General features: G+C 48.2%; 14 protein-coding genes and 1 pseudogene. 7 read left to right on the plus strand and 8 right to left on the minus strand.

The genetic code is table 11. The features are described from left to right. Positions 1 to 6: 6 nt before the first annotated feature. On the plus strand, positions 7 to 768 hold the full coding sequence (gene map / locus ESP131_RS05685; protein ID WP_371742190.1) for a type I methionyl aminopeptidase: 762 nt from the start codon (positions 7 to 9) through the stop codon (positions 766 to 768). Between the two features lie 77 nt (positions 769 to 845). On the opposite strand, the gene menC is transcribed toward map, so the two are convergent. The 6 genes from menC to ESP131_RS05715 form a co-directional block, all read right to left on the minus strand. Beyond that, positions 846 to 1,916, minus strand: a complete 1,071-nt coding sequence (gene menC / locus ESP131_RS05690) for an o-succinylbenzoate synthase (protein WP_069940344.1) — start codon at positions 1,914 to 1,916, stop codon at positions 846 to 848. After that, complete coding sequence (menE, locus tag ESP131_RS05695; RefSeq protein ID WP_069940345.1) at positions 1,913 to 3,286, minus strand: o-succinylbenzoate--CoA ligase; 1,374 nt, start codon at positions 3,284 to 3,286, stop codon at positions 1,913 to 1,915. Before menE ends, menC begins: the two co-directional genes overlap by 4 nt. 72 nt (positions 3,287 to 3,358) lie before the next feature. Beyond that, the gene (gene menB / locus ESP131_RS05700) at positions 3,359 to 4,183 is read right to left on the minus strand and encodes a 1,4-dihydroxy-2-naphthoyl-CoA synthase (RefSeq protein WP_023469886.1); all 825 of its coding nucleotides are present in this window, start codon (positions 4,181 to 4,183) and stop codon (positions 3,359 to 3,361) included. Positions 4,184 to 4,201: 18 nt separating this feature from the next. Next, positions 4,202 to 4,978, minus strand: coding sequence for a 2-succinyl-6-hydroxy-2,4-cyclohexadiene-1-carboxylate synthase (menH, locus tag ESP131_RS05705; RefSeq protein WP_029340883.1), 777 nt, complete (start codon positions 4,976 to 4,978; stop codon positions 4,202 to 4,204). Beyond that, positions 4,975 to 6,618: a 2-succinyl-5-enolpyruvyl-6-hydroxy-3-cyclohexene-1-carboxylic-acid synthase gene (menD, locus tag ESP131_RS05710; RefSeq protein WP_083254770.1), complete on the minus strand. Its 1,644-nt coding sequence runs from the start codon at positions 6,616 to 6,618 to the stop codon at positions 4,975 to 4,977. Before menD ends, menH begins: the two co-directional genes overlap by 4 nt. Next, a complete protein-coding gene (locus ESP131_RS05715) occupies positions 6,608 to 7,993 on the minus strand; it encodes an isochorismate synthase (protein ID WP_029340885.1) in 1,386 nt (461 codons plus the stop codon). The genes menD and ESP131_RS05715 overlap by 11 nt, the downstream gene beginning before the upstream one ends. 159 nt (positions 7,994 to 8,152) lie before the next feature. Between ESP131_RS05715 and ESP131_RS05720 the strand changes: the two genes are divergently transcribed. From ESP131_RS05720 to ESP131_RS05735, 4 genes are all read left to right on the plus strand, one after another. Then, a complete protein-coding gene (locus tag ESP131_RS05720; protein WP_029340886.1) occupies positions 8,153 to 9,046 on the plus strand; it encodes a 1,4-dihydroxy-2-naphthoate polyprenyltransferase in 894 nt (297 codons plus the stop codon). A 178-nt stretch (positions 9,047 to 9,224) separates the two neighbouring features. Further along, complete coding sequence (locus tag ESP131_RS05725; RefSeq protein ID WP_029340887.1) at positions 9,225 to 10,136, plus strand: guanosine-inosine kinase; 912 nt, start codon at positions 9,225 to 9,227, stop codon at positions 10,134 to 10,136. A gap of 28 nt (positions 10,137 to 10,164) precedes the next feature. Then, a complete protein-coding gene (locus ESP131_RS05730; protein WP_034785907.1) occupies positions 10,165 to 10,593 on the plus strand; it encodes an NUDIX hydrolase in 429 nt (142 codons plus the stop codon). 86 nt (positions 10,594 to 10,679) lie between these two features. Beyond that, the gene (locus ESP131_RS05735) at positions 10,680 to 11,588 is read left to right on the plus strand and encodes a YihY/virulence factor BrkB family protein (protein ID WP_029340889.1); all 909 of its coding nucleotides are present in this window, start codon (positions 10,680 to 10,682) and stop codon (positions 11,586 to 11,588) included. A gap of 51 nt (positions 11,589 to 11,639) precedes the next feature. Here the strand turns inward: ESP131_RS05735 and ESP131_RS05740 are convergent, their stop codons facing one another. Further along, positions 11,640 to 13,589 (minus strand): heavy metal translocating P-type ATPase, encoded by a 1,950-nt coding sequence (locus ESP131_RS05740; protein ID WP_052169485.1) that lies wholly within the window; start codon positions 13,587 to 13,589, stop codon positions 11,640 to 11,642. Positions 13,590 to 13,774: 185 nt separating this feature from the next. Here ESP131_RS05740 and ESP131_RS05745 point away from each other — a divergent pair, with 185 nt between their 5' ends. Both ESP131_RS05745 and ESP131_RS05750 read left to right on the plus strand, forming a co-directional pair. Continuing rightward, positions 13,775 to 14,704: a DMT family transporter gene (locus ESP131_RS05745; protein ID WP_029340891.1), complete on the plus strand. Its 930-nt coding sequence runs from the start codon at positions 13,775 to 13,777 to the stop codon at positions 14,702 to 14,704. A gap of 163 nt (positions 14,705 to 14,867) precedes the next feature. Next, the gene (locus ESP131_RS05750) at positions 14,868 to 15,155 is read left to right on the plus strand and encodes a hypothetical protein (protein WP_029340892.1); all 288 of its coding nucleotides are present in this window, start codon (positions 14,868 to 14,870) and stop codon (positions 15,153 to 15,155) included. A gap of 41 nt (positions 15,156 to 15,196) precedes the next feature. Here the strand turns inward: ESP131_RS05750 and ESP131_RS05755 are convergent. Then, positions 15,197 to 16,348: pseudogene (locus tag ESP131_RS05755) on the minus strand (MFS transporter); the annotation flags it as partial. Positions 16,349 to 16,410: the final 62 nt, after the last annotated feature.

Consider the following 16,410-nt stretch of genomic DNA (forward strand, 5'->3'; position numbering starts at 1 on the left):
ATGAAAGTGTTAGATTATGATTACGAGGCATTACGAGAAATTGGACGAATCGTCGCCATGGCACGCGATGAGATGGCGGATGCCGTCAAACCCGGAATCACGACGAAGGAACTCGATGACATCGGAGCACGTATCCTGAAGGAACAGGGGGCAGAGTCTGCTCCAATCGTCATGTACGATTTCCCAGGAGCGACATGTATCAGTGTCAACGATATCGCAGCACACGGTATCCCAGGGAAGTATGTCATTCAAGAAGGCGATATCGTCAATGTCGATGTCTCAGCTGTGAAAAATGGCTATTACTCGGATACAGGGAAGACGGTTATCGCAGGAGAAGCAAAACGTCCGGAAGATGTCCGACTCGTTGAAGTATCATTGACGGCGCTTGAGAAAGGACTCGAGAAGGTCAAAGCCGGAACGAAGGTCAACCAGATTGGAAAAGCGATCTACGCTGAGACACGTAAAAGTGGTTTCACGGTCATCCGTAACTTAGCAGGACATGGTCTTGGGAAGACACTTCATGGTGAGCCAGAATCTATCTCGAACTATTTCAATCGTGAAGAAAACGATTTGTTGAAGGAAGGGCAAGTCATTGCTGTCGAGACGTTCATTTCAACGGGAGATGAGTTCTGTATCGAAGATGAGCGGGATGGTTGGACGTTATACACACCGAACCGGAGTCTCGTCTCACAATTCGAGCACACTGTCGTCGTCTTAAAAGACGGGTATGAGATTTTGACGAAAGTCGATGGCAAAGAATCGTTCTAAGAAAAGCTCATATAGTAAAACACGAGAAGAGGCAAAGGAAATTAATCCATTGCCTCTTTTTTGTCGTAGTGTTCTTGTTACAAGGAGATTCGAGACGTTGCCAATTTGTTTAACTGTGATTCGGATACGGCTGGAGCGGAATAACGAATGTGTCCGTGTTCGACATGATACGGGGTCTCAAGCAAATCTTCTTCGAAATAATCGGCAGTACTTGCCATATCGATCGGATAAGCGAGTCCAGGAAGTGTTGCAAAAGCAAGGGTCTGACGACGACCGATACCGCTCTCGAACATCCCACCGAGCCAGTAAGGCGCTTTTGTTCGAAGGGATAAGGCATTCGTCAGTCCACCGACGCGTGCCGGCTTAATATTCAGTATCTGACCGGCGTGGAGCGCCTGCATCAAATCGGCATCTGCTGGAGTGACGATGGATTCATCGAGACAAATCGGTGTCTGTAAAAGGCTAGCGAGACGTTGATGCCCGGACCAATCCGATGCTGCGAGCGGTTGTTCCATCATAACGAGACCAAATGAATCCCACTGTTGTAACAGGGGAAAGTCCGCTTCAGTAAAACTACCGTTGGCGTCAAACATCAAAGGCGCATCAGGAAAAGCGGCGCGAACCTGCTCGAGAACGCCCGTATCTGTCGGAGCGAGCTTCAGTTTGATCCGTCCATACCCGGAAGTGAGGGCTTGTCCTACGGCTTCGACGGTTTGTGCGGCAGAAGCCCGTCCGAGTGCTTTCCCGCAAGGTACGAGGGATGATTCATCACCTCCGAGATACGTGGCGAGCGATTGCCTGGAAGCTGCTGCGAATAATTCATAGATTGCTCCTTCGAACATCGCTTTTGCCATCGGATTACCTTGCACGATGCGGAAGCGATCCGTAACGTCTGCTGGATGATGAAGCGGTTGTTCAAGTAACCGATATAGCAGCGGAGCGATTCCTTTGAGGGAGTGTTGTGTTTCCGATGTATACCACGGTGTATCGAACGCGACGCCTTCTCCATAACCGATTCGCCCTTCCGAATCGATCAGGCGCAAAATCGTCGTCCGGCGTACCGTCAGCGTCGAGAGGGCAGTTTGCATCGGACGACGAAAGACGAGTGGAACATCGAATAGTTCGGCGGAACGAAGCGTGATGCTCATAATGACTCCTTCAGTTGCTTCCGCAATAGTTTACCGTTCGCATTGCGTGGCAGCGCGCTATGATAGATATAATCAACCGGACATTTATATTTAGCGAGCAATTGACTGATCTCGGTTCGGACGGTGGCTTCATCGAGTCTACTGACGATGAAGGCGACCGGAACCTGTCCCCATTTAGCATCAAATCGTCCGACGACACCTGCTTCTTGAATCCCATCAATCGAGAGAAGTGCTGATTCGACTTCAGCCGGATAAATGTTTTCCCCACCTGAGATGATGAGGTCGCTTCGACGATCGAGGACATAGAGGTATCCATCGGCGTCCATACGTCCTAAGTCACCAGTCTTAAAAAAACCATCTGCTGTAAAAGCGTCTGCCGTTTTCTCTTCCTCATGAAAATAGCCTTTCATGATTGTTGGCCCTTTGACTTCGATTTCTTGATGACGCGTAATTCGGATTTGCGTCGGATGAATCGCTTGTCCGGCCGATCCGATCTTTCGTAAGGCATCCTCTGGCAAAAGAGTCGCGATTTGAGAAGCTGTTTCCGTCATCCCGTATGTCTGCATGACCGGGATATTACGATCAAGGGCACGCGTCAGAATCGGTAATGGAACAGGACCGCCTCCTGTCAGTACGACGCGAAGCGCGTGGCAACGTAGTCCGGCTTCGAGCAACCGATCAAGCATGACCGAGACGAGTGAGACATGGGTAATCTTTTCCGTCGTGATCCAGTGCAAGGCGCGTTCTGGGGAAAAATGTGGCTCGAGGATGATCGGCACTCCGTAGATGACCGCCCGGTAGACGACGGCTAACCCACTCATATGAAATAGCGGTGTGACGATCAAAAAACGATCCTCTGGCAGTGATCCGATATGACGCGCGGCGTTCGTCGCACTCGAGAAATGATTCAACATTGTTTGTTCGACGGCTTTCGGATGTCCGGTCGTACCACTCGTAAAGAGCATCGATTGGACGTATTGCTTGGGCATATGACGGATCAACAGGTCAGGGGCTTCTTTTTCATAAGAGAAAGCCACACACGGGATCCTTGTATCGAGTGTTCGGTCCGTCACGATGAGCCGTACATCTGCTTGTTTGAATTGACGTAACACTTCTGTCTGTGTCAAACGTGTGTTAATCGGAACGACGGTCAATTCGAGCAACTGAGCCGCGTGAAGTGCGACGATGTAGCGCGCACTCGATGGACCATAAAGAGCAATCCGGTCTCCGCGTGTCACGATCGTCGCCCATGTACTTGCTAAGCGGTGAGCACGTGTATACAGTTCAGACCACGACCAGCGCTCGGTTTCCGTAATGAGCGCGACGTCATCTGGTTGTTCTTTTGCCCGTGTATAGATCCAAGGATACAAAATAGTCACTTCCTTTTGAGATGAATATACGAAAAAGGTTCAATGTCAGAAGACGATTGAACCTTTTTTTCATTATGGGAAACGCGGGAACTGTCCGAAGTCCGGATTGCGTTTTTCTTTGAACGCATCGCGTCCTTCTTTTGCTTCGTCTGTTGTGTAGTAAAGCAACGTAGCGTCTCCAGCGAGTTGCTGAATCCCTGCAAGACCATCTGAGTCGGCGTTGAATGCCGCTTTGAGGAAACGAAGAGCCGTTGGTGAATGTTGAAGGATTTCAGCACACCATTGAATCGTTTCTTGCTCGAGATCTGCGAGTGGAACGACCGTGTTGACGAGTCCCATATCAAGTGCTTGCTGTGCGTCATATTGACGGCAGAGGTACCAGATTTCGCGCGCTTTCTTGTGTCCAACGACGCGTGCGAGGTAACCAGAGCCATATCCAGCATCGAATGAACCAACTTTTGGACCAGTTTGTCCGAAGCGGGCGTTGTCTGCAGCAATCGTCAAGTCACATACGAGGTGAAGGACGTGTCCGCCGCCAATCGCATAACCTGCGACCATAGCGATGACTGGTTTTGGGATGACACGAATCAAACGTTGAAGATCAAGGACGTTCAAGCGTGGAATTTCGTCGTCACCGACATATCCACCATGTCCGCGTACCTTTTGGTCTCCACCAGAACAGAATGCGAGATCGCCTTCACCTGTTAAGATGATGACGCCGACATTTTGATCGTCACGTGCACGTGAAAATGCGTCGATGAGTTCGTGGACCGTGTGTGGTCGGAACGCATTGCGAACTTCAGGACGGTTGATCGTGATTTTTGCGATCCCGTTCCATTGTTCATATTTGATGTCTTCATAGCTGCGGGCTGATACCCATTCCGGAGCATATTTCATTTGAATTCCCCCAATATGTTAGTGATGAATAAGTAGATTCTTTACCATTGTAACAAACTTTTGCGGTTGGTCGATATGTGGGGCGTGCGAAGCGTGCAAAATCACGTGAATTTTTTCAGGTGATGCCGCGCGTGAAGCGATGGCACGGAATTTTTTATCCTCTGCCCCGACGATCCAATCAATCTCTTTCGGAAGGCATGACCAAAGGGATGGCATGCTCCCTGTACCTTGTGCACGTAAAGAAGCACTCAGACCTTCAACCGTTTGGGACATGCGCTCCTGACGCAGTTGCGTGCGTTGCTGTTCTTTGAGAAGGGCTTGGGGTTTAAATAGTCCAAGTGTCTCCCAGTAATCGATGAAAGCTTTGAGTCCGTCTTTTTCAAGTCGCTCCGCTAACTTTCGATCGGATGCACGACGTACTTTTCGCTCGCTTGCCGTCTGGATACCGGGTGTCGTACTAACAGCAATCGTCCGAGCGATTTGCTCAGAGACGACGCTCAGCATTAAAGCAATTCGTCCACCCATCGAATATCCAAGGACGATCCATGGCTCGGATCGCGTAGCGAGCAGTGCCTCGAGATCCTTGACCTGTTGCGTCAAACGCATTCGTTGCTCAGATGCCGGTGTCGTTTTTCCATGTCCCATCAAATCCAGACGGTAGACGGTGAAGTGGGTCGATAAATGCTCACTTAGCAGATTCCACGTCGAGAGGGAGCCTGTAAAACCATGAAGCAATAGAAGCGGTGGACCCGATCCCTCGATTTGCACATGATACGTATGCCCACGCAAAATCATTGGAACACCTCGGCTAGCGCTTGATTCGTTACGTCCCAGATCGAACGGTGCATCTGTACGTTCTCTGTTCGTGTTGTCTTGACTTCAAGAATCCGAGTGACGTTCGTCTCTTCCGCAAGTGCTTGACGTAACGCGGCGATCGAATCGATAGCCTGATAAGTTACGCTGTAGCCGGAGGCGAGAGAAGCGAAGTCGAGATGCTGCGGTGTGCCGAAGAGTGGTTCGAAGACTTCTTGCTCAAGTTGTTGTTGCGGTAAAAAGCTAAAGATGCCGCCACCCGCATTGTTGACGAGAATGATCGTTAGCGGAAGCGTCCGTGCTGTCATCAGACCGTTGATATCATGAATGAACGCCAAGTCACCGACGAGTAAGTAGCGATGCTTGGCATCAAACGTTGCTCCTAGCGCACTGGAGAGAATCCCGTCAATCCCGTTCGCTCCTCGGTTCGCGAGTAGACGAAGCGGTGTTCCTGTCGGTAGGAACGTATCGACATCCCGGATTGGCATGCTGTTCGAAACGAAGAGACTTCCGTCCTGTAACGTCGCCAATGCACGGACGACGTTATATTCCGTCATCTTTTCTTGATCGATCGTCGCAAAAGCACCGACGACGCATCGCTCCGCCTGTTGCAACAGTGTCAGATATGCAGGGTCGTGCGGAACAGATTCATGATGCGCGAGTTGTCGCGCGTGACCAATTATGAAATCAGAATGAAGTTGCGGGTCGCGCCAGTTTCCTGGATGACCGACGACCGTCGTCGGAATATCCCGAGACCAAAGCAGATAAGGTTTTGACGTCGGCATGGCACCAAAACGAATGATTCGATCTGGTCTGACGTGCTGAGCGGTAGCTGGATGTTTGAGCCATGTATCGTAATAGGCAAAAACGTGAGCATCATGCGATTGTCTTCCTTGACTGAGTGGATCTGCTAACACTGGAATCCCTGCTTGTTTCGCATACGAGATGACAATCTGACTGTCCGCCGCAGTGAGTTGTGGCCCAAGTACAAACAGAAGACGTTCTTCTTGAAGCACGGTCGCTAAAGCGCTGTTTACTCCCGGTGTTGGTTCAGGTAAAACACCGACCGGGCGCCCTGTCCGTAAGAGATCTACTTCCGGTACGAGGGGTTCACGTAACGGAACATTGATTTGAACCGGTCCTGCTGGTTCCGTCAGGGAGAGTAGGGTTGCACGTTGTGCGACATGAGCGACGTAAGGAAGGCTTGCCTCTTCTGCTAAAGGAAGATCAAACGCATGCCGAACCTGCTTTCCGTACAGACCGACCTGATCAATGGCTTGTGGCGCACCGACATTCCGTAATTCGTGTGGTCGATCGGCGGTCAAGACGATCAACGGAAGTTCAAAGATGTTCGCTTCGGTCACTGCTGAATAATAGTTCGTCGCAGCGGTACCGCTCGTACAAATCAATGCAACGGGACGAACGCGTTCTTCCGTCCGTGTTAGACCTAAAGCAAAAAAACTAGCCGACCGTTCGTCAACAAGGACGTGGGTACGGCTAGAAGGATGCAGAAAAGCAGCAATGGCAAGTGGTGTCGAACGGGAACCGGGACTGATGACGAAGTCCCGGACACCAGAAGCGACGAGCGTATCAATTAACGTATGCATCCACTTAGTCAACATAAATATCATCCTTTTCAATCGAACCGACGTGTCCAAGTGCTTGGACCATCGGTGATAGTTTAGTTTCCGTCTCTGCCAGTTCACTATCGAGATGAGAGCCTTCGACGAGACCACAACCGGCATAAAGAATGACCGCCCGTTCTGTAAATAATCCAGATCGAATAGCAACGATGAATTCCCCGTCATCCTGTCCGTTCATCCAACCAACAGGTGAACCGTACCATCCTCGTTCGAACGTCTCGATTTCTTGGATGGCATCGACTGCTAACTGCTTTGGTTCGCCCCCAAGCGCAGGTGTCGGATGCAGTTTTTCGATTAATTGGAATAACGTCACATCTTCTTTTAAATGAGCTGTGATCGGTGTATAAAGATGTTGGATATGGCGATTCTTCAAGAGAATCGGTGTATCCGGACAATCCAGTTCCTCTGAAAAGACAGATAATGTTCGTTCGATCGAATCCGCGACGATTCCGTGCTCCACCCGGTTCTTTTGATCTTGTAATAACGATTGACCGAGTGCTTCGTCCATCTCATCCATCGCGTGGCGTGGTGCAGAACCAGCGACGGCTGCCGTTTCAAGACGACGTCCACGTTTTAAGACGAGTCGTTCCGGTGTAGCGCCGATGAAGGCTTCTTCCGGATTCGGTTGGAAACAGAAGACGTAGCTGCCGGGTTGCGTATCTTCGAGTTCAGCGACGACAGCGGCTACGTCGAGCGGACGATCCAGCTCATAGACGACTTCGCGCGCCAGGACGATTTTTTCAAGTGTCGTCTCCAAGTAGTGCATCGCTTGATGGAACGAAGCTTCAAAGGCTTCATTTCCGTCCCGCGATAGTCGTAAGCGTGTGACGCCTGTCGAAGTCGATGCATGCGGTTGATTGACTTTGGCGAAATCGAGTGCGAGTTCATTTAAAATCGAATCGACTTGATCCATAGGCTCGACGCGAGCAAAAATCGTCACACGTGTCTTGCCATCTTGTTCTAGAAATAAAAACTTCGGAATCGTCATCGAAGCGTCTCCGAAGGAAGACCAACGATAATCCGGTTGTTTGAGCTCGGTAAACGAAAATCCGCTGAACGCAAATAAATCATGACCGACATGATCGCGATTCAAGTTTGCCCATTGCGATTGAATCCGTAAAAAACGATCCGTTCCTGAAGCCTGAAGTTGTTGTACGATGCCAAACCCGATGGCCCGCATCGAGCGATCAGGTGTCGCGAAATAAAATCGTTCCTCGATACCCTGTTCGAGGGAACGCATGTCAGTTGCTTCGATTTCCCATGAATACGAAGCGAGTATAGGTCGTTGTGAGGCGTTCGCCTGACTGACGGCCTGTTCGATACACTGTTTTAGCTCTTGTTGAGCGTAAGCCATACCGCTCATTGCCCCCTAGTCTATAGATACTGTGATATGTTTCACTTAATCTAAGTGTAAACTTTTTGCGGACAAAAAAGAAGGAATAAGCTATCTCTGATTGAACATTGACAGCAAAAAACGAAACCCGATACACTTAGACAGGAAAGGGGTTATTATATGAATAAATCAATCGCTGTCTATTGGCGAATGACACGACCGCATACGTTAACAGCAAGTTTTGTTCCAGTCGTCGTCGGTACGGCAGTTGTCGCACCACGCGTGGAATCGATACGCTTGGATTTGTTCGTGGCGATGTTGATCGCATCGATGCTGATTCAAATCGCAACGAATCTGTTCAATGAATACTACGATTACAAACGTGGTTTAGATACGGAGGAGTCGGTCGGAATCGGTGGATCGATCGTGCGTGATGGATTCAAACCGGGTACGATCCTTGCGTTCGCACTTACGTTGTATGGCATCTCGGCATTACTTGGTGTGTATCTGTGTATCGAGACGTCGTGGTGGTTGCTTGTCGTCGGACTCATCTCGATGTTCGTCGGATATATCTATACAGGGGGACCGCTGCCAATCGCCTATACACCGTTTGGAGAGGTCGTTGCAGGCTTTTTCATGGGGTATATCATCATCGCGATTTCTGCGTACTTGCAAATTGGTTATGTTCCGACAGAAGCCGTTGCGATTTCGGTACCAGTCGCCATCTTGATCGGCTCGATCCTGCTTGCGAATAACATTCGGGACTTGGATAATGATAAGGTCAACGGACGAAAAACGATTGCCTGTCTCGTCGGACATCGCCGTGCTGTTTACGTCTTGATCGGATTTTTTGCGGCAGCTGTCCTGTCTCTCATTATTGCTGTACTCGCATTCGAAGTCTCATGGTTTGCGTTACTCGCGTTGTTAAGTATTCCACTCATGATCAAAGCAGTCCGTCTCTTCTGGGAAGACTTGCCACCGGAAAAACTGATGCCTGGTATGGCACAGACTGGTAAAGTGAATACGATTTTCGGACTTTTACTCGCAATCAGTCTCGTGATCGCGAATATCTAATCTTAATTTAAAGTAGCAGGCGATTCGCTTGCTGCTTTTTTTACGTGAAGATAGGGAACAGTTAGAAAAAAAGTACTTCGGTTGTCACTGATTTAAAATTTTACTATAATTGAAGCAATGTGCCTGAAAGATCAAACAAGGTCGGAAATCAGGAAATATGGTTAGAGGTGGAACTGAAATGAATAAAATCGCGGTAATCGGAAAAGTATTCGTCGACATAAAAGGAACTTCGTTCGCTCCTTTGCATAAGGATGCGAAAAACGTAGGAGACATCACGTTTTCAAATGGAGGAACAGGACGCAACGTAGCACAAAATCTAGCCGTCCTCGGGAATGAAGTTCGCTTTATCTCGACGGTTACGAATGATCAGATTGGCGTGGGAGTGCTCGATGAGCTGAAATCCTACGGTGCGAATGTGGATCACGTCGAAATGTTAGAAGATCATGGAATGGGTATGTGGCTAGCTGTCATGGATAACGAGGGTGACTTGCAAACATCGATCTCGAAACAACCGGATGCCAAGTTGCTCGAAGAGGCGATTTTACGTCAATCGATCTATGCACTCGATGGAGTCGATGCCGTTGCAATCGATTTGGATTTGTCCGTCACGGTCTTAGAACGTTTGATTCATTTATGTCGTAAGATGGAGTTGCCATTGTTTGGTGTTTGTGGTCACTTGAGCGTCATCGAACGAAATCGTCATCTGCTACAAGGGTTCACTGGATTCATTTGTAGCCGAGAAGAGGCTGAAATTCTGTCTGATCTATCGATCGTGACGGTCGAAGATGCGATTCATGTAGCAAATGAGCTAGCGAAAAAGGGCGCTCCGTTTACGGTCGTGACGATGAGTGAACTGGGGGCGGTCTACGTTGATCGTCGTACGGCGACATCAGGTCACGTCGGAACGAAAAAAGTGAAGGTTGTCGACTCAACGGGAGCAGGCGATTCCTTCTTCTCCGCAGTCTTGTCCGAATTGACACAGGAAAAGTCAGCAGAAGAGGCTTTGAAGCTTGGTATGAAGGTCGCAGCAGAAGTCATCGCTTCAACAGAGAATGGACTCGTTCCTGAAATGCTAGATGCTCTTCAATAAGTAGAAATGATAAAAGGGAGGTGGCGTCATGCCGATTCAACGAAGTGCAATCATTTTACGAAACGAACAGGATGAAATTGCGTTGATCCGACGGGATAAACCGAACGAAACGTATTATGTCTTTCCAGGCGGTGGGAAAGATGACGGAGAATCGTTAGAAGAAACAGCGATTCGCGAAGCACATGAAGAACTTGGCATCGACGTGGAGTTGACCGGTATTGCCGCCATCGTCCGTTTTAATGGATTCGATAATCCTTATTTTTGGGCGAAAACAATTGGTGGTCAGTTTGGCACGGGTACGGGTGAAGAATTCGAAGAGGAAGGATCGGGTTATACACCGGTCTGGATCAAGCGTTCGGAGCTACCTTCGTTGCCAATTCGTCCACCGTCACTTGCCAAACAACTGGCAGAAATGACAGAACCATTCTATGAATTAATCCTTTCTGAAAACGAATGAGGTTTTAGTTGAAATAAAATGGGAAAAGTATATTAAAACAATGAGGTGGTCTTCGACTGCCTCTTTTTCATGAAGGAGAGATGACGATGGCGCATTCACGCGATCCAAAAGGGCTTGCCCTGAACTTAAAGCAGCGAATGTCCGATCATAATATCACGGATTATGCAGGGACACTCGCCTATTACTGGTTTTTATCCATTTTCCCAGGAATCATTTTCGTCATTTCGGTCTTATCATTCTTTGATATCGATCGTCAGACACTCGAGTCACAAATTCGGGACCTAGCGCCAGGCGGAGCCGTTAATACGTTCACGGATACAATTTTCCAAGCCATCAAAGAACCGCAGGGTGGTCTGTTATCGATCGGTGCGATTCTTGCTGTCTGGTCCGCTTCCAAAGGAGTCGATCGTTTGATCACGACAGCAAACCATGCCTATGGTGACTTCTCTCCCCGTGGTTTTGTCGCAGCGCGTGGGATTGCCTTGTTACTCACGATCGTGCTCGGAGTCGGGATGTTGTTGCTGATCGTCTTGAATGTGCTCGGTGGTCCGATCATTACGTATCTTGCCAACTTCGTGTTGCCGATCGATATGGGGCAAAAAATCCTACTGACGGTCTTACGATATGTCGTATCGACGATTCTATTGATTGGTATCCTGTCGATTTTTTACCGCGTCGCACCAAAGCGCCCGATTACATTTAAAGAGGCAATTCCAGGAGCCGTCTTTGGTGTCATCGTCTGGCAATTATTATCGGTTGGATTCGGATTTTACGTCTCGAACTTCTCGAACTACAATCAGACCTACGGTTCGCTCGGTAGTGTCGTCATCTTGTTATTATGGCTCTACTTCACAGGGCTGATCATCTTGCTCGGTTCTGAATTGAACGCATCATGGGAACGGTTCATGAAAAAAGCGGATCCAAAAAAGATGGAAGAAAAGCGCTTGAAGGAACAAGCGGAACTTGATGCGATTCCGACGAATACGTTCGGATGAAGATACGAAAAAACGTCTGACTGCCTTGCGGCAATCAGACGTTTTTTCGTGTTAAGCAGCTAATCGTTTCTCAGATGAACGCTGTGGAAGACTTGGTAAAGCATCCTGTTGAAGAAGGCGTAAACCGTTCAGGATGACAAGAATCGTTGATCCTTCATGTCCGACGACAGCGAATGGCATGATTAGGAACTGGGACAAATTCGATGCGATCAATAGGAGAATGACACCGATCGCTAGCGTGATGTTTTGTTTGACGATCCGGTTCATCTTCCGCGCTTTATGCACGGCATAGGCAAGGCGACCTAAATCATTTTTCATCAAGACGACGTCAGCGGTCTCGAGCGCGGCATCTGTTCCTTCACCCATTGCGATACCGACATGTGCTAGTGCAAGGGCAGGGGCATCGTTAATGCCGTCACCCACCATCGCGACGGTCCGACCTTCTGTTTGGTATTGCTTGATATAGCGGACCTTATCTTCCGGTAGACATTCAGCAACGAAATCCGTTAATCCTGCTTCACGTGAGATGGCAGCTGCCGTGACTGGATTATCACCTGTTAACATGATCGTTGCGATGCCGAGATCATTTAAGGCAGCAATCGCTGTTTTAGCCTCTGGGCGAATCGTATCACGTAACGCATAAAGCGCTACAATCTGTGCTCCATTACTGACATAAACGATCGTATGCCCTTGTTCTTTCAGTGACTGTTCCATCGCGACGAATGGATCGTCTAAACCATCGTGGAATGCCCGTTTACCGATACGATAAGTGATGCCATCGACGGTTGCTTCAATTCCGTATCCTGTTACATCTTTAAACGTTGATGGTTCGCGGACATCGGTTTTTAAGTGATTGACGATCGCTTGTGCGAGCGGATGGTTCGACTGTGCTTCGATGGAAGCAACTGCTTGCTGAACTGTTCGAACGTCCATGCCTTCCGCATAACGACTTTCAGTGACGACGGGTTTCCCTGTTGTCAGTGTACCCGTTTTATCGAAGACGATCGTGTCGACTTGTCCGAGTGTCTCGATGTGTGCGCCTCCTTTAAAGAGAACGCCATTTTTCGCAGATGCGGCAATTGCAGATAAGGCAGCAGGCGTAATCGATGCAACAAGAGCACAAGGTGAGGCGACGACGAGAAGAATCATCGCGCGGTAAATACTTGTCTCAAACGTCCAACCGACGACGTAATGAGGGAGGACCATCATGAGTGCGACAACGAGGAGGACGATTTTGACATAACGGCTTTCAAAGCGTTCGATGAACTGAGCAGATGGTGATTGCTCACTTTGTGCATTTTGGACCATATGAATGATCTTTTGGAACAACGATTCGTCAGCAGCTTTCGTCATCTCAATCGTCAAGACCCCATTCATGTTGACAGTTGAGTTGTAGACGGTATCGCCCGTTTGTTTTTCAACCGGAATCGATTCACCTGTAATCGATGCTTCTTCGATCGCTGCTTGACCACGAACGATGACACCATCGACCGGAATTCGTTCCCCCGGACGAACATAGACAAGGTTACCAATCGCTAATTGTTCGATTCCAACGACTTCGAGTTGTCCGTTTGCATTCAGACGTGTTGCTTCCTCAGGTTGTAAAGACATTAAACTTTGTAAGGCACGTTCGTTCTTATTCATCGTATATGTTTCAAGGGCACCGGATAACGCGAAGATGAAAATGAGGATCGCACCTTCCATCCAGTAGCCGATGGCAGCAGCACCGATCGCTGCTAAAATCATCAGCAGTTCGACATTCAACGTTTTTTCTTGATACGTCTCCGTCAATCCTTCCTTCGCTTTTGCATATCCTCCGATCACATATGCGGATAAGTACAATGTGACATAAACGGCAGACGCCGCATTGAATTTTTCAAGTCCGTAAGCAACTAAAATCAATATTCCGCTAAACAATGCTAGAATCAATTCGTGATGCTCATCCCAAGCATGACGGAATACGGAACGCTGTTGAACATCGGTAGTAGTGGAAGTCGTCATATTAAAACTCCTTTCGAAATGTAAATGAGAAATGAAATCATTATAGAAAGAGAATGAGAATGTGATATATCAATGAGTTTAACTGATTGATAATGAGTTTCATTGTCTCTAGATTATAATTATTATTATCTGTAGAATTACTATACCATGCTTCAGTGAAAAGGAACAGGAAAGGAACTAGAAAGATGCAAAAAATTTTAACCCATCGGATTGGACTCGTCGTCTTTGCGTTATTGACGACTTTTTTGTGGGGAAGTGCGTTTCCCTTCATTAAAAAAAGTTATGACTTATTACAGATCACGTCTTCGGAATACGGAGAGCAACTGCTGTTCGCAAGCTATCGTTTCTTTTTGGCAGGTGTGCTGTTACTTGTCGTCAGTGTCCTCGTCTTCAAACAGACGATTACGCTGAAGGAGCGGACCTATGCCTATAGTCGTCTTGGCTTCTTTTTGACGTTCTTGCAGTATGTCTTCTTTTATATCGGTTTGTCGTTATCAACCGGCGTACAAGGATCAATCATTGCGGGATCGACTTCGTTCTTCCAGATGTTGCTGGCTCATTTTCGATATGAAGACGATCGACTGAATCGGTTTAAAGGACTCGCCTTATTCCTTGGATTCACAGGTGTTATCTTGGCCAACTGGCCGCAAGGGGGGCAAGGTGTCTCGTTTGGAGTAGGGGAAGGATTGTTGATTGCAGCAATGGTTTCCGGAGCGTTCGGTAATTTAATCGCGAAAGAATACTCGGCACATTATCCTGTGGCACCGATGACTGGATGGGCGATGGTCATTGGATCAATCGGTCTCTTCATCGCAGGAGTCATTCTCGATGGTCACGTCGCACCGTTCACTTTTTCAACGACAAGTGCTTGGATGCTCATGTATCTTGCCTTCTTATCAGCAACTGGATTTACGCTTTGGAACTTACTGATGAAATATAATCCGGTCAGTAAAGTATCATTGTTCATGTTCTTCGTACCGATTTATGGTGTCAGTTTATCTGCCTTGATTTTGGGCGAGACGATTCCACCGCAAGCGTTGCTTGGATTACTCTTCGTCGTCAGTGGTATTTTAGTATCGACGTACCTTCCTGTTTGGTTTCAAAAGCGAGGTTGACGAAGATTCAGAATCGTGCAAAAATAGTTTCAATCAAAGTAACTCCCAATCGTTCGTTGCTTAAGCCGACCTGTTCGGCTTTTTTCTGTACGGTCAAGTGAAGACCGATTCGGCCTTGTCTGAAAGGCTAGTGCGACTATAAAACGGAAGGAGATGAAAACGAATGGAACGGAATGAGATCGTTCGAAAGATCATTGCCGCTCGTCGTCCACGTGATGAGTTTGCCCGGTTCGTCGTAACGTGCGTCAGTCAGCAGTTGAAGGAAACCCATGGAGATGTGGATGTGGAAATCATCGAGGCGGAGAGAGGTTACGATTCAGTGTGGTCAATCAACGGTCGAGAGGTCGTCGTGCTGCTCGAGACAGAAGAGCTGAAGCGTGCAAAAGAACAGCCGTATGCGATCGACGATAAGCTCTGGCGGAGTTTTCGGCAAGAAGGAATCGTGAAATAAAACAAAGGATCTTGCGCATGATTAGCGCAAGATCCTTTGTTTTATATCCGGGATGATTCGTGACGTTTCGCGTATCGTAAGAGAAACGCAAGTGTCGCTAGGACCAGAACGAATAGACTGAAATAAAGCATAGCTGGAAGCAGAACGAACAAGCTGCCAGCAATCGGTCCAAGGATCGAACCAAGACTAAAGGCAATCCCTGCAAGCAAGTTGCCCGTCGGAAGAAGGTGTCGCGGTAACTGTTCCGTCATATAGGCGACACCAAGCGAGTACGTCGAGCCAAGTGCCATCCCGCTGACAGCAAAAATCGCAAACAACCAGCCGTAACGTTCGAAGACGAAGCAAGCAATCAGGAAAGCGACAGAGCCAATTGAAAGAACGGTTACTAACGTCCGACGTTTTCCGAAGTGATCAGCAAGTCGTCCAAGTGGAAGTTGCATGATCAACGAGCTGACGACGAATGTCGTGATCAAGGTACTCGTCTCAGATAGACCGTACCCGTTACGTGTCGCAAAAACGGGAAAACTGGCATTCAGTGTGGCTTCGAGAAAACCATATGTAAAGCCAGGGAGTAATGTGAACCACGCGGTCGATAGGACAAGTTTATACCGTGAGGCAGCGCTTTGCAATTCCTCCGGCATGACAGACGATGGTTTTTCGTTCGGCATACGCGATAACAAGATCAGGACGATGACCGTTAATGTACCAGTCAACACGAACGGTAGCCAGTTGATGACATCGACGAGAGGTGCTGCAAGAGGACCAAGAGCAAAACCAAGACCGAATGCCATCCCGTATAGTGACATCGTTCGTCCTAACCGTTCATTTGGAGTAATGGACGTCACCCAAACCTGTGATCCATAGTGTAACGTCTGATCACCAAATCCGACGAGGAACCGTAAAATCATCCAAGCAATGACGCTCGGAAGGAGTGGAAATAAGAAAACGGCCACTGCAACAAGAGCGAGTCCGAACGAGATGACCGGAATATAACCACGTCGTCGCAGTGGACCTTCCATGAGAGGGGCAGCGACGATGACACCAATGTATAGAACGGCAGCGCTGAGACCATTGATGAAGGCTGGAGTCCCTTGACGTTCAAGTAAAATAGAGAGCAATGGAATCAGCAATCCTTGCGTGAATCCGGAAATGAAGACGATTGATAAAATGAGAGCAAAACGACGTGACACGAGTAACGACGACCTTTCTTTTTTCTTTTAGCATAACACGCCCCGGTCTCTGAAACGAAAGACCG

It is taken from the genome of Exiguobacterium sp. U13-1 (assembly GCF_001750115.1).
Classification (GTDB): domain Bacteria; phylum Bacillota; class Bacilli; order Exiguobacteriales; family Exiguobacteriaceae; genus Exiguobacterium_A; species Exiguobacterium_A acetylicum.

Bases quoted from the DNA above. Each gene is read 5' to 3' on its own strand.
- menC (WP_069940344.1), bottom strand. From the start codon at position 1,916: ATGAGCATCACGCTTCGTTCCGCCGAACTATTCGATGTTCCACTCGTC.
- menB (WP_023469886.1), bottom strand. From the start codon at position 4,183: ATGAAATATGCTCCGGAATGGGTATCAGCCCGCAGCTATGAAGACATC.
- menH (WP_029340883.1), bottom strand. From the start codon at position 4,978: ATGATTTTGCGTGGGCATACGTATCATGTGCAAATCGAGGGATCGGGT.
- menD (WP_083254770.1), bottom strand. From the start codon at position 6,618: ATGTTGACTAAGTGGATGCATACGTTAATTGATACGCTCGTCGCTTCT.
- ESP131_RS05715 (WP_029340885.1), bottom strand. From the start codon at position 7,993: ATGGCTTACGCTCAACAAGAGCTAAAACAGTGTATCGAACAGGCCGTC.
- ESP131_RS05720 (WP_029340886.1), top strand. From the start codon at position 8,153: ATGAATAAATCAATCGCTGTCTATTGGCGAATGACACGACCGCATACG.
- ESP131_RS05725 (WP_029340887.1), top strand. From the start codon at position 9,225: ATGAATAAAATCGCGGTAATCGGAAAAGTATTCGTCGACATAAAAGGA.
- ESP131_RS05730 (WP_034785907.1), top strand. From the start codon at position 10,165: ATGCCGATTCAACGAAGTGCAATCATTTTACGAAACGAACAGGATGAA.
- ESP131_RS05735 (WP_029340889.1), top strand. From the start codon at position 10,680: ATGGCGCATTCACGCGATCCAAAAGGGCTTGCCCTGAACTTAAAGCAG.
- ESP131_RS05740 (WP_052169485.1), bottom strand. From the start codon at position 13,589: ATGACGACTTCCACTACTACCGATGTTCAACAGCGTTCCGTATTCCGT.
- ESP131_RS05745 (WP_029340891.1), top strand. From the start codon at position 13,775: ATGCAAAAAATTTTAACCCATCGGATTGGACTCGTCGTCTTTGCGTTA.
- ESP131_RS05750 (WP_029340892.1), top strand. From the start codon at position 14,868: ATGGAACGGAATGAGATCGTTCGAAAGATCATTGCCGCTCGTCGTCCA.